At 38.4% G+C, this 13669-nt stretch carries 14 protein-coding genes; all 14 read left to right on the top strand.

Features of this window, described 5'->3' with window-relative positions; all coding sequences use genetic code 11:
* Positions 1-160: 160 nt before the first annotated feature.
* On the top strand, positions 161-658 hold the full coding sequence (locus tag ACQKMI_RS15825) for a manganese efflux pump MntP family protein (RefSeq protein WP_427490445.1): 498 nt from the start codon (positions 161-163) through the stop codon (positions 656-658).
* Positions 659-682: 24 nt separating this feature from the next.
* Positions 683-1123 (top strand): low molecular weight protein arginine phosphatase, encoded by a 441-nt coding sequence (locus ACQKMI_RS15820; RefSeq protein ID WP_427490443.1) that lies wholly within the window; start codon positions 683-685, stop codon positions 1121-1123.
* Positions 1124-1131: 8 nt separating this feature from the next.
* A complete protein-coding gene (locus ACQKMI_RS15815) occupies positions 1132-2415 on the top strand; it encodes a methyl-accepting chemotaxis protein (RefSeq protein WP_427490441.1) in 1284 nt (427 codons plus the stop codon).
* Positions 2416-3197: 782 nt separating this feature from the next.
* Positions 3198-3635 (top strand): ribose 5-phosphate isomerase B, encoded by a 438-nt coding sequence (gene rpiB, locus ACQKMI_RS15810; RefSeq protein WP_068986237.1) that lies wholly within the window; start codon positions 3198-3200, stop codon positions 3633-3635.
* Between the two features lie 105 nt (positions 3636-3740).
* Entirely contained in the window at positions 3741-4283 is a 543-nt protein-coding gene (locus tag ACQKMI_RS15805; protein WP_427490439.1) for a TIGR01440 family protein, read from the top strand.
* Positions 4284-4343: 60 nt separating this feature from the next.
* Positions 4344-5585, top strand: coding sequence for a serine hydroxymethyltransferase (gene glyA / locus ACQKMI_RS15800; protein ID WP_427490437.1), 1242 nt, complete (start codon positions 4344-4346; stop codon positions 5583-5585).
* A gap of 689 nt (positions 5586-6274) precedes the next feature.
* A complete protein-coding gene (locus ACQKMI_RS15795) occupies positions 6275-8425 on the top strand; it encodes an EAL domain-containing protein (protein ID WP_427490435.1) in 2151 nt (716 codons plus the stop codon).
* 125 nt (positions 8426-8550) lie between these two features.
* Complete coding sequence (gene upp, locus ACQKMI_RS15790; protein ID WP_049668019.1) at positions 8551-9180, top strand: uracil phosphoribosyltransferase; 630 nt, start codon at positions 8551-8553, stop codon at positions 9178-9180.
* A gap of 209 nt (positions 9181-9389) precedes the next feature.
* Positions 9390-10511 (top strand): non-hydrolyzing UDP-N-acetylglucosamine 2-epimerase, encoded by a 1122-nt coding sequence (gene wecB, locus ACQKMI_RS15785; protein ID WP_323648683.1) that lies wholly within the window; start codon positions 9390-9392, stop codon positions 10509-10511.
* 517 nt (positions 10512-11028) lie between these two features.
* Entirely contained in the window at positions 11029-11400 is a 372-nt protein-coding gene (locus ACQKMI_RS15780) for an ATP synthase subunit I (RefSeq protein ID WP_323648682.1), read from the top strand.
* A 36-nt stretch (positions 11401-11436) separates the two neighbouring features.
* The gene (gene atpB / locus ACQKMI_RS15775) at positions 11437-12159 is read left to right on the top strand and encodes a F0F1 ATP synthase subunit A (protein WP_427490433.1); all 723 of its coding nucleotides are present in this window, start codon (positions 11437-11439) and stop codon (positions 12157-12159) included.
* 63 nt (positions 12160-12222) lie between these two features.
* Positions 12223-12435: a F0F1 ATP synthase subunit C gene (gene atpE, locus ACQKMI_RS15770; protein WP_049668022.1), complete on the top strand. Its 213-nt coding sequence runs from the start codon at positions 12223-12225 to the stop codon at positions 12433-12435.
* 173 nt (positions 12436-12608) lie between these two features.
* Entirely contained in the window at positions 12609-13130 is a 522-nt protein-coding gene (atpF, locus tag ACQKMI_RS15765) for a F0F1 ATP synthase subunit B (RefSeq protein ID WP_427415356.1), read from the top strand.
* On the top strand, positions 13127-13663 hold the full coding sequence (locus tag ACQKMI_RS15760; protein ID WP_323648677.1) for a F0F1 ATP synthase subunit delta: 537 nt from the start codon (positions 13127-13129) through the stop codon (positions 13661-13663). Before atpF ends, ACQKMI_RS15760 begins: the two co-directional genes overlap by 4 nt.
* Positions 13664-13669: the final 6 nt, after the last annotated feature.

Genomic DNA, 13669 nt, shown 5'->3' with positions numbered 1-13669 from the left:
CTATAGTTGTGAAAAGCATAGCGAGTTTTTACCATAAAGGAGGCTGAATGTTCATTAGTACAGTGACTTTTAGCACCATAGTGTAAGGAAATTGTATTATGATAATACTGTATTTTCGAGCATAAAATGATAAAATATTAGAGAGCGAAGGAGTGCTTTCTTGCAGGGAATTCTTGCAGGTATAATAACGTCTGTAGATGTGATTGGCTTATATGTATTATTGCCAAATGTTAAATATCGATTTTTTTTATCGGTATGGACAGCTGCTTTGCATATGCTCTTCCCGTTATTAGGCTTCGAATTAGGAAGCTATTTAGTGCGTTTCCTCTTAGAATGGGGACAATGGATTTCAAGTATTTTATTATTTTGTATGGGCTTGCATTTACTATTATTTTCGCGAAAAAATGAAAAAGTTACAATTTCATCAATACTTTTAGCTGTGACTGCAAGCCTAGATACCTTTTCAGTAAGTGTTTCTTTTGGTATGCTAAACTTAGAGAAAATGGTATTTATTATAAGTGCAGGTGTCAGTGCGCTTATTTGCTCTTATGGGTCATTAGTCATTGCACGGAAAAGTCAGATTTTACTTGGCAATAAATTTCAAATCATTACAGGAATTTTTTTTATTATTATGGGTTTCCTAGCTATCTTGCAATAGGGAAATCAGTGGAGGGTGATAAGTATGAAAATACTATTTGTTTGCACGGGGAATACTTGTCGCAGTCCCATGGCAGAGGTTATTTTAAAACATAAACAAATGGACAATGTAGAGGTCCGATCGGCGGGCATTTATGCCATGCCAAATGCAGAAATGTCTGCACATGCACAACAAGTATTATATGAAGCAAATATGACGCATCAGCATTTAGCAACACAATTATCAATAACTGAAATGGACTGGGCTGATTTAATTTTAACAATGACAACAGCTCATAAAGATACAATTATTGCTAATTATTCAAATGCTGAACAAAAAGTTTTTACTTTAAAAGAATATACAAGTGAAGCTAGTGGCGGAAATGTTGTAGATCCTTACGGTGGGAGTATTGGGATTTATAGAGAAACATTTGCAGAATTAACGAAATTAGTAGAACGATTAGTAAAAAAAATTGAAGAGAATTGAGGGTCGCTATGAAAAAGCAGTTTGGCTTACGACTTAAACTTATATTATTTGTCGGTATTCTTGCACTAATCACTTACAGTATCAGTTTTATATTTATCGAATATATACAACCTACCTTCTTCCCAGAGATCAATCGTAAGATGTTTGAAATTATTACTTATCTGTTAGGAATTACGTGGTCATGCATTTTGGCCGCAGTGTTCAGTGTAATATTAATTAAACCTTTACAGCAGCTCGAAAATTCAGCTTCTCGTGTTGCAGAAGGAAAAATTGGACAGGATGTAGAAATGCCGAAAACAAATGATGAGATTCGATCTGTTGCAGAGGCATTTCAACAAATGGTATTAAATTTACGACAGATGGTTGAAAGTATAGATCTTAACTTCCAACAAACAAATCAATCAATCATTCAACTATCTGATGAAGCTGCAGTTGCAACGAAAAAGGCAGAGGGTATTGCCTCTACGGTAAAGCACATTTCTACAGGAGCAGAGGCGTCTGCTACAGCCGTACAAGATACAGCTGAAGCTATTGAAGATGTACGAGCTCTCGCTACAGAAGTCAACAGTAGAGCAGAGGCATCGGCAACACAATCCAAAGAGATTCTACATAATTTAACAACAACAACCAAAGCGATCGAAACGTTAGTGAATAGTATTCAACAAATTGCGACTGGCAATAATGAGGCATTAGAAAGTATTCGTCTACTAGAGGAAAATGCCGGACAGGTAGAACGCATCATAAGCCTAGTTGGCGATATTGCAGCACAAACAAATTTACTAGCTTTAAATGCTTCCATTGAGGCAGCGCGTGCCGGAGAACACGGAAAAGGTTTTGCGGTTGTAGCTGAGGAAGTTCGTGGTTTAGCTGATGAAAGTGCGAAAGCGGTACAAGGCATTACGTCCCTTATCCAATCGATGCAACAAAACGTTGAGGTTGTGGTCAAACAAATGAATCACCAGGTGGCATTTGCGACAAAAGAAGCTGCCCGCGTATCAGAAACTACGACAGCAGTAGAAGGCATGTCTTCAAGCGTACACGAAATGGCAACATCAATAGTAGAAATTTCTGCTCTAATCGAACAACAAATGCATAATATCGAAACAACTGCTCGTCAATCCCAAGAAGTAGCAGCCATTGCAGAAGAAACGTCAGCAGGTGCACAGGAAGTTCGCAGTGCAGCAGAAGAACAAGCATACGCAATTGAGCAAGTAGAAAAACTAGCAGAAGATTTAAAGAAACAATCAGATGAGCTGCACAAAATGATTCAACAATTTGATAGACAAGCCTAAATGCGAAGATTTTAGACTGTAGATAAACTCAGATGAGGTTTGAGTTTGCTACAGTTTTTTTGTTGTATTAAGGTTTGTGCATAGCGCCTGCGGAGAGAAGAACGATGGGTAGCCGGCCAAGCGACGGAAAGAAGAACCACAACGACGGATAAAATTGCGGGAGCGACGGAAAGAGCGAGGAAAGTGACGGAAAGAAAAGTCGAAGCGAAGGTTAGTTCGTCAAGCGACGGAAAAGAGAGTAGCAACGACGGATAAAACTGACGAAGCGACGGAAAGAAGAGAAGCAACGACGGATAAACCGCAAAGCGATGGATAGAAAGACGAAAGTAATGGATAGAACTTACGAAATGATGGATAGAATGGTGAAAGTGATGGATAGAACCGTAAAAATGATGGATAGAGAGAAAAGCCCCGCCGGATAGAAGAAACACCTAAAAGACTTCACTCTACCCACACCCACAGTTGTATAGAAGCGTTCTATATCATCAAAAACTGATAACACATAGAAAAAATATTGATATAGTATGTCCACTGTAATTGAAAAGATAAACAAACTTTAGAAGATAGAATATTTCAACAAGAGACCGTTATCCGAATTTATCAACATGATATTCACAATATCCACAGGAAAAGAGGTCTGAAAGTGAATGATTTTATATTGATTTACAAGAAATGTTCGTCTTTTAGGAGAAATCAGCATAAAAATGCAAGAAAAATCATGTTATTCTTGGGAGAGAAGTGGTACACTAGTGTTGACTATAATTTCGAAAAGAGGGAACCCAGTGAGAATAGCAATTTCTTCTGATCACGGAGGCAATAACTTACGTCGTGAGATTATGCAGCTGTTAGATGAGCTAAATATCAGCTACGAAGATTTTGGTCCACAATCTGCGGATTCAGTAGACTATCCTGATTATGCAAAACCAGTTACTGAAGGTGTTGCTAGCGGGGAATTTGATAAAGGTATTTTAATTTGCGGTACAGGCATTGGTATGTCAATTGCTGCAAATAAAATTAAGGGGATTCGTTGTGCTTTAGTACATGATTTATTTAGCGCAAAAGCAACGCGTTGCCACAACGATTCAAATGTTTTAGCGATGGGTGAGCGTGTTATTGGGCCAGGCCTTGCACGTGAAATTGCTAAAGTATGGCTTGAAACAGATTTTGAAGGTGGTCGTCATACGCGACGCATTGAAAAAATCGCTGAGCTTGAGCAATAAGAAAAGTAATTTAGTTTGTTAACATATGTCCTACGCTAGAAAGTTCCTTCAAAGAGCTTTTTAGCTGTGTGACATAAATAATTTAGAAATAAGGGGCTGAGCATAGTGGATGTTCAACAAATACGAACACATTTGACTCAGTTACTCAGTGAATTTGAAGAGCAGGTAACCCTACGACCAAATACTATTTTTGTTGTAGGTTGCTCGACATCTGAAGTGATTGGTCAGAAAATTGGCACAGCAGGCGCGCTTGAAATTGGAGAGGCGATTTTTGAGCCGTTGCAGGCATTTGCAAAGAAACATCAACTGCATCTAGCGTTCCAAGGATGTGAGCATATTAATCGTGCTATTACAATGGAAGCAACAACGGCAGAACGATTTGGTTATGAACCGGTAGCAGTTGTACCAGTTCGTACAGCGGGTGGCTCGATGTCCGCTTATGCGTTTACGCAATTTACAAATCCAGTTGTTGTAGAAGCTGTACAAGCGAATGCAGGTATTGACATTGGTCAAACACTAATAGGTATGCATTTAAAGGCAGTAGCTGTTCCAGTTCGTACTTCTGTGCGAATGGTAGGGGAAGCGGTTGTGACAATTGCAACAACACGTCCGAAGCTGATTGGCGGAGAGCGTGCAGTATATAAATAAAATTACCTCTGAAATCAGTGGTATACAAATAACGATTATACTTAGGAGGCTTTTTTAAACATGGCATACGAAAAATTAGCAGTACAAGACAAAGCAGTATTAGACGGAATTCTTGCGGAAAAAAAACGTCAGCAAGCAAATATTGAGTTAATCGCATCAGAAAACTTTGTATCTGAAGCAGTAATGGAAGCACAAGGTTCTGTTCTAACAAATAAATATGCTGAAGGTTATCCAGGTAAACGCTACTATGGCGGTTGTGAACACGTAGATGTTGTGGAAGATATTGCACGTGATCGTGTGAAAGAAATCTTTGGTGCAGAATATGCAAACGTACAACCACACTCTGGTGCACAAGCAAACATGGCTGTATACCACACGATTTTAGAACCAGGAGATACAGTACTTGGGATGAATTTATCTCATGGCGGTCACTTAACACATGGATCTCCTGTAAACTTCTCAGGTATTCTATATAATTTCGTTGAATATGGCGTAACAAAAGATACTCAAGTAATCGATTATGAAGATGTACGCCAAAAAGCATTAGAGCATAAACCAAAACTAATTGTTGCAGGTGCATCTGCATACCCACGTGAAATCGATTTCGCTAAATTCCGTGAAATCGCTGATGAAGTAGGAGCTTATTTCATGGTAGATATGGCACATATCGCTGGTCTTGTAGCTGCTGGTGAACACCAATCACCAGTGCCATACGCTGATTTTGTGACATCTACAACACATAAAACATTACGTGGCCCACGCGGTGGTTTAATCCTTGCTTCGAAAGAATGGGAGCAAAAGCTTAATAAATCGGTATTCCCAGGTATCCAAGGTGGACCATTAATGCACGTGATCGCTGCAAAAGCTGTAGCGTTTGGTGAAACATTACAGCCAGAATTCAAAGAGTATGCAAAACAAATTAAAGCGAATGCTAAAGCTTTAGCAGAAGTATTAATGGCAGAAGGTGTTGAAATTGTATCTGGTGGTACGGATAACCACTTGTTACTTCTTAATGTGAAATCTCTTGGCTTAACAGGGAAAGTAGCAGAGCACGCACTTGATGAAGTAGGGATTACAACAAATAAAAATACAATCCCTTACGATACAGAATCTCCATTCGTAACTTCTGGTATCCGCATCGGTACACCGGCTGTGACATCTCGTGGCTTCAAAGAAGAGGACATGAAAGAAGTTGGGGCAATTATTGCTACGGTTCTTAAAAACCCAGAAGATGAAGCTGTTAAAACTGAAGCAAAAGCTCGCGTAATAGCTTTAACTGACAAACATCCATTATACGCATAATTTAATAGAATAGATAAGGCTGTGGTTAAAGTGGTAGATTGCACTTGAACCGCAGCTTTTTTTTTGTGGCCTTGCCGCTCCGTTTTCGCGCAAAAACATCCTGCCGCTGCCGCTCCACTTTCGCGCAAAAACATCCTGCCGCTGCCGCTCCGCTTTCGCGCAAAAACATCTGCTGCCTCAAGTAGCTCACGGACGCCGCTAGGAAGCGCCAAGTGGAGTGGAAATCAACCACACGTTTCAATGAGAAGTTATTTTTTTATATGGAAATAAAATACTTTTATTTTTGGATTTTTTTACATAAACTTAGTAGCAAAGGATATATTATAAAAGAGTGAGACAAATAATGTCCTTGTGAAGGAAAAAGTTTTTATAAAAGTGACAATTTATTGAATTTTTATGTACAATGTAAGAGGGATTTAACTTCTTTCAGCAGGTGTCCAAATCGCCCGCTGCGAAAGAGGAACTCAGGCTAAGAACTTTACATCCTGTGAAAATGCCTGAGTGACCAACATCGTCCTGTTGGTGTTGTTGTTGCCGCTACGTTAGCATTACGCTTTCGTGCAAAAGACATTTGCTGGCCTAAAGCCTCCGGCGGATGTCATGGAATCGGCTCTGTGCTTTCACAAAGCCGATTCCGGACGCAATTATGCCGAGGCATAATTGCTAGTTATAGAGGGAGGAGGAGCTGTATGGTTACTAAAACGATGTCCAAAGAAAATGAAATACTATTTAATACAATTCGTAGGTTAGGAGATAATTCTAAAGAAAGCTACATTATTTTTGATGCGACAAAAAATCATGGTGTATTGGAATGTAATGATTCTTTTTGTACGCTGACAAATACTACACGTTCGCAAATAATAAATAGCGATTATTTTGCATGGTTGTCAAACGAAGAACAGACAACTATTGAGAAGATTAAACAAAAAATACATAGCGGAGTTTTGGTACAAGCAAAATTGCACCATAGTTGCTTCGATAAACCTCTTTTTTGGGCGGAGATACAGGCACTCCCGTTTCAAAATAATAAAGATGAAACATTATTTGTTTTAGTACTTGTTAAGGATGTTACGTACTATCACACTGAGGAGTTTTTAATGCGCCTTGAGAAAGCTATGTACGAAGCGATTGAAAAGGACAATTCCTTTGATAAAAAGATGAGCATTATTTGCCGTGGTTTAGATGAATTTATTATGCCGAATATATCAAGCATGGTACTTGTCAAAACGGAGGCAGACCAATTACAAATTTTTCGAGGGAACGATAAAACAAAAGGTTTACCCGATTGTTGTGAAAACAATGATTTTTTTAAGAGTGTTATGCAAGGGGAGTCATCCATTCTAGTGAAAAATTTGGATGATGTTGATCTTCCGATAGAATATAAAATGTTTGCCAATTCATCTGAAAAGCCGTTTGGATGGTTTATGCCAATATACAATCAACAACAGCAAGCAATTGGACTGTTTGCGATACTGTTAGAGCAACATGGTAGTGACCAGAAGGTTTTTGAATACATGTTTCGAAAAATCGGTGCTCTTGTTGCATTGGCATACTCGTATGCAAAAACACAAAAAAAGATATGGGATTTAGCCTATATCGATATCACAACGGGGCTACCGAATCGACATGGTTTTTTAAATAAGGTAGAAAAAGAGTACAGCCAAAATGGCAATATTAAAATCTTAAAGCCAAGCGAATTTCATCAAATTGTTGAGTTATATGGTCGTGAAGCGGGGGATGAACTGTTAAGACAAATTGCCAAACGTCTAAATGAAGAGAGGTATGAGTGTAACGAATACATTGCTAGATTTACAAGCTCTAGTTTAATCATTTCAAATGCGACATCTGATGAAGATTTCTTCTATTATGAAAGGCGTATAAAAGAGATTATTCGTCAGCCTTTTATTATAGGTGGAAAGAACATTTATATTACGCTAAAAACGGGTGTCGCTTTATATAACGATGAGATTAAAATGGCTGATGCGATTCGCTTTGCAGATAATGCTGTATCCTTTGCTGCCAATAAACCGGGGACTCATACGGAAATATTTATACAAGAAAGAAATGATGTGCTTGAGCAACAAATGACCGTGTTAAACCATTTGGCACAGGCATTAAAAAATAAAGAAATCTCGGTGAATCTGCAGCCCAAGGTTGATTTACGGACAGGTGAAATTCATAGTATTGAAGCACTTGCTCGCTGGATTTCTCCAAAACTAGGTTTCGTGTCACCGGCAATCTTTATTCCTGTGGCAGAAAGTGCGGGAAAGGTACGAGAAATCGATAGTCAAATATTAGAGCTTGTTCTTTCGTGGTTAGCAGAGCGCAAGAAGTTAGGGAAAAAACTAGTGAAGGTGGCAGTCAATATTTCGCCTGATCATTTTTACTATGCTAATTTTGTACAGGATACATTGGGGCTCGTTCGGAAATATGATATTGATCCGAAAGATATCATTTTAGAGGTGACGGAAAATATTGGCCTAGTTGATTTTCAGACTGCTTTTACTATTATCCAAGAATTAAAGGGCTACGGTTTTAAAACTTCGGTGGACGACTTTGGCACAGGCTTTTCATCTCTAAGTTATTTACAAAGACTGCCGTTTACTGAATTGAAAATAGATCGAAGCTTTATTAATGCTATTGATGATGCTGCGACACTCGCTATTGTCCGATCTATTATTCAATTAGCATTAAACCTAGGAATGACTTCGGTCGCAGAAGGTATTGAAAATAAAGAGCAAGTTGAGATTTTACGTGCACTCGGCTGTACAGTAGGACAAGGATATTTCTATTACAAACCAATGACAATAGAACATGTAGATGCAATACTAGATGAATAATTGCTAGTATATGTAGGAAACATTCTTGAAAAGGAATTGTCCCAAATTTATTTTTGAGACGACTCCTTTTTTCTGTTATACTAGGTGAGATAAAAATGAATCTGAACGGTTAGGAGAGAATCCCTTTGAGCAAAGTATACGTATTTGATCATCCACTAATCCAACACAAGTTAACTTATATTCGTGATAAGAATACAGGAACAAAAGAATTTCGTGAGCTAGTAGACGAAGTGGCAACATTAATGGCATTCGAAATTACACGAGATATGCCAGTAGAAGAAATTGAAATTGAGACACCAGTTACTGTTGCTAAGACAAAAGTACTTTCTGGTAAGAAAATTGCGATTGTACCGATTTTACGTGCAGGTATTGGCATGGTAGATGGCGTATTAAAACTAATTCCAGCTGCTAAAGTTGGTCATATCGGTCTTTATCGTGATCCAGAAACGTTAAAACCTGTAGAATACTATGCAAAACTTCCTGCAGATGTAGAAGAACGTGATTTCATCATTGTAGACCCAATGCTTGCAACTGGTGGATCAGCAGTGGAAGCGATCAACTCACTGAAAAAACGTGGTGCGAAAAGCATTAAATTCATGTGCTTAATCGCTGCGCCAGAGGGTGTAAAAGAAATTCAAGAACATCATCCAGATGTAGATATTTATATTGCTGCACTTGATGAAAAATTAAATGACCATGGCTACATTGTCCCTGGTTTAGGTGATGCAGGCGACCGCTTATTCGGTACAAAATAATACTGAACATTATTTTTGGTTGAATTCGTTTAGTATGTAATTTTTAGGAAACCTATAACTTTTGAGAGCGTCCTTCAATATAGAAGGACGTTTCATAGTATGTTAGGCGAATTACTTCTCTTAAAGTTCGACACTTGCCTCATATGACGCAGATCAATGGAAGTAAAGCACTTTTCATACAAATATAACAAAGGACGGTGCAAATCGTTTTGACGAAAAAATGGAAAGTAATGACGATTTTCGGTACGAGACCAGAGGCTATTAAAATGGCCCCACTAGTATTGGAATTACAAAAGCATCCTGAGCAAATAGAATCGATTGTGACGGTAACAGCCCAACATCGCCAAATGCTCGATCAAGTTTTAGAAACATTTAAAATTACACCTGACTACGATTTGAATATTATGAAGGATCGTCAAACATTAATTGACGTGACGACGAATGCATTACAAGGCTTAGACAAAGTCATGAAAGAAGCAAAACCAGATATTGTTTTAGTACATGGCGATACAGCAACAACGTTCATTGCAAGTCTGGCTGCATTTTATAACCAAATTGCTATCGGACATGTGGAAGCAGGTCTTCGAACTTGGAATAAGTATTCACCATACCCAGAGGAAATGAATCGCCAGTTAACAGGTGTTATGGCTGACCTTCATTTCGCACCGACAGAAGTGTCAAAGAAAAACCTTTTAGATGAAAATAAAAACCCTGACACTATTTTTGTCACTGGTAACACAGCTATCGACGCATTAGCTACAACAGTAAGTGAACATTACACACATCCTGTCTTAGACAAAATAGGCACAGATCGTATGATTTTATTAACAGCACATCGTCGAGAAAATCTAGGTGAACCTATGCGTCATATGTTCAGAGCGATTACTAGAATTTTAGCAGAGCATGAGGATGTACAAGTTGTTTACCCAGTTCATATGAACCCAGCTGTACGTGAAATAGCGAATGAAATTTTAGGAGATCATAAGCGTGTTCATTTAATTGAACCTCTTGAGGTTTTCGATTTCCATAACTTTGCAGCTAATTCTTATATGATTTTAACGGATTCTGGTGGCGTCCAAGAAGAAGCACCTTCATTAGGTAAACCAGTTTTAGTACTTAGAGATACAACAGAGCGCCCAGAAGGTATTGCAGCAGGGACTCTAAAGCTAGCAGGAACGGAAGAGGAAACAATCTACTCTCTAGCTAAGCAGTTAATAGAAGATAAAGATGCTTATGAAGCAATGGCGAAAGCGTCAAACCCTTATGGTGATGGACATGCTTCAGAGCATATTGTGAAGGCTCTTCTAGGATTTTTACAAAAAAGCAAGTGATATCCCTTTTTTGAAACGAAAAATGAGTCTAATGTACTAATCGCGATGAGCGGGCTAATTTACGAGCATATATGTGTCGTAAATTAGCTTTTTTTTGCATAAACGTGAATCGGGATTTTGAAACTATGATTTTCCATACACAAATTTGTCAACAATTTGACAAGAGTATAGTGGCTGTGAAGTTTTTCTCCTTTACTAATTGACTTCAAATATCTCCTATTGTATGCTTACAAAGGGTAAGAATGATAAGGGTTTCTATTCGTAAATAGTGGTTGAAACACTTGTTACATCAAGTTTCTACTAAATTGACAGTTCAAACCAAAATCTGTCGATTTGCAACGTTTTGTGCGTTTCGGGGTGTAAGATATTTTTGGGATTTACACCTGTAATTTCAAAATGACGCTCTCCCGTTACTATTCCGCTGTGAGTAGTGTTTTTCACTGCTCTTTTCTGATTTCACATAGTGGTCAGCAAATGTTTCTTTACTCGAAAAAATGATTCAGGAGATTATAAACCAATGCTAGATTTGCATCACATTTTTGCTATGCAGAAGAGAGCGTTATTTTTTTTGCTCGCACTCTGTGCATTAGGCTGGGGATTTACGCCCTATCAGACGTTTTTTGCGGGCATCGCAATCGGTGCATTCTTTGGTACGTATAATTTTTGGATTTTAGTTCGCCGTATGGAGAAGTTTGATCGATCCATTAGTGAAGGGAAGAAAATAGGCTCGCTTGGTACAATGTTTCGCTTTGGATCAGGTGTAGCGGCAGTCGCTCTAGCCATTTCGTTGCCAAACTATTTTCACTTAATTAGCACGGTCATAGGGCTAATGATTCCGTACGTTTTTCTCTTTGTCGAGAGAATTGTGTCACATGTAAGGAACCGCTAATGTGCTTTAAATTAGAAAGAGAGGTGAAAAATAACAATGAATCATGAAGCTCCATTAAAAGTAGTTGATTTCGGTTTGTTCACTCTAACGTTCAACCTTTCAACTGTAATGATGTTACTAGTTGCGGCTCTAGTCGTTTTCTTAATCGCATTTATCTCAACTAGAAGCCTAAAGTTAAAACCTACAGGTATGCAAAACTTTATGGAATGGATAATGGATTTCGTAAAGAACATCATCAAAAGCAATATGGACTGGAAAACTGGTGGACGATTCCATATTTTAGGTATCACGCTAATTATGTTTATCGCGGTATCTAACTTATTAGGTCTTCCGTTCTCTATCATCTATAACGGCGAACTTTGGTGGAAATCTCCTACAGCTGACCCAACTGTTACAATGACTCTTGCAGCAATGATTTTAGCCTTAACACATTTCTATGGTATTAAAATGAAGGGGACAGGCCATTATGTTGGTACATTCTTCAAACCAATGTCATTCATGTTCCCGCTAAAAATCGTTGAAGAGTTTGCGAACACGTTAACATTAGGTCTTCGTCTTTACGGTAACATTTATGCAGGTGAGATTTTACTTGGCTTAATCGCAGGTCTAGCATCATCAGGTGCTGTTGGATTCATCGGAGCAATTGTTCCAATGATGGCATGGCAAGGTTTCTCTATTTTCATCGGCTTTATCCAAGCCTTTATCTTCACAATGTTAACAATGGTTTACATGGCTCATAAAGTGAGCGATGACCATTAATATAAAGCATATATCTTATGCTTAAACAAAAAAAACAAACAATTCCAAGGAGGAAATATTCAAATGGGTTTATTAGCAGCAGCAATCGCAATCGGTCTAGGTGCACTTGGCGCAGGTATCGGTAACGGTCTTATCGTTTCAAAAACAGTAGAAGGTATCGCTCGTCAACCAGAAGCTCGTGGCGTTCTTCAAACTACAATGTTCATCGGGGTAGCATTAGTTGAAGCCCTACCAATCATCGCAGTAGTAATCGCATTCATCGTAATGAACAAATAATTCAGTTGTACACTGAATTCTAGTGGCGAAGCAGAAATCTCCAGATGAAACTTCGCCCTTCATTTTGTAACGGATAAAAGCTATGTGTAAATATAGCTTTTTAAAATAGGTAGTTTTTCAAGTAACTAAATTATTATGTTGAAGTCAAAGCTCTTGAAGGGAGTGAAACAATCGTGTTTTTAGATAATCTTGTACTAGGCAGCGCTAGTGCCGGTTTCAACGGTGGTGACATCGCAGCAACATTAATCATTTTCTTAGTGTTAATGTTGTTACTTAAAAAGTTCGCTTGGGGTCCACTTATGGGCATCATGCAACAACGTGAAGAATTAGTAGCTAGTGAAATCGAAGCAGCTGAAAAAGCTCGCAAAGATTCGCACCAATATTTAGAAGAACAAAAGAGCCTTCTTAAAGAAGCTCGTACGGAAGCACAATCGATTGTTGAAGGCGCTAAGAAGCAAGGCGAAGTGCAAAAAGAAGAAATTCTTACTGCAGCTCGCAATGAAGCAAACCGCTTAAAAGAATCGGCTTTACGTGAAATTGAGTCTGAAAAAGAAAAAGCTATTGCAGCTGTACGTGATGAAGTCGTTTCATTATCTGTACTTGCAGCATCTAAAGTCCTTAGCAAAGAGATTTCTGAGGCAGACAACCGTGCTCTAATTGAAGAGACGATTGCGAAGGCAGGGGAAGCTCGATGAGTAATTCAACTGTAGCAAAACGTTACGCACAAGCGCTTTTTGAATTAGCGCAACAAAAAAACCTTCTTGCTGAAGTTGGAGCAGACTTAAATGAGCTAACAAAAGTAGTCAAAGAATCTCCTGATTTTTTAACACTTTTAAATGCTCCTAAGTTCTCTATCGAACGTAAGAAACAAATGGTAGCTGAAATCTTTGCAAGTGCAACTCCAGAGGTTTTACACACAGTTCAACTACTTGTTGAGAAAAAACGTGTAAACGAAGTGAAGCTTATTGCGAACGCATATGCTGAGCTTGCTGCACAGGCACAAGGTTCTGCAGATGCAACAGTATTCTCTACTCGTGCACTTTCTGCTGAAGAAAGCGCTAATATTTCTACAACATTTGCGAAACTTGTAGGGAAACAAACATTAAACATTACAAACGAAATTGATCCATCACTTCTTGGTGGTATTCGTGTTCAAATCGGTAATCATATTTATGATAGCTCAGTAGCGAACAAGCTTGAGCGCCTAAAACGTGAATTAATCGGTTAATAATTT

The sequence above is a fragment of the Lysinibacillus sp. NPDC097214 genome (assembly GCF_050277945.1).
In the GTDB taxonomy this organism is placed as follows: Bacteria; Bacillota; Bacilli; order Bacillales_A; family Planococcaceae; genus Lysinibacillus; species Lysinibacillus xylanilyticus_B.
Note: the sequence above shows the minus strand (reverse complement) of the source record. Positions and strands in the feature narration are given on the sequence as shown.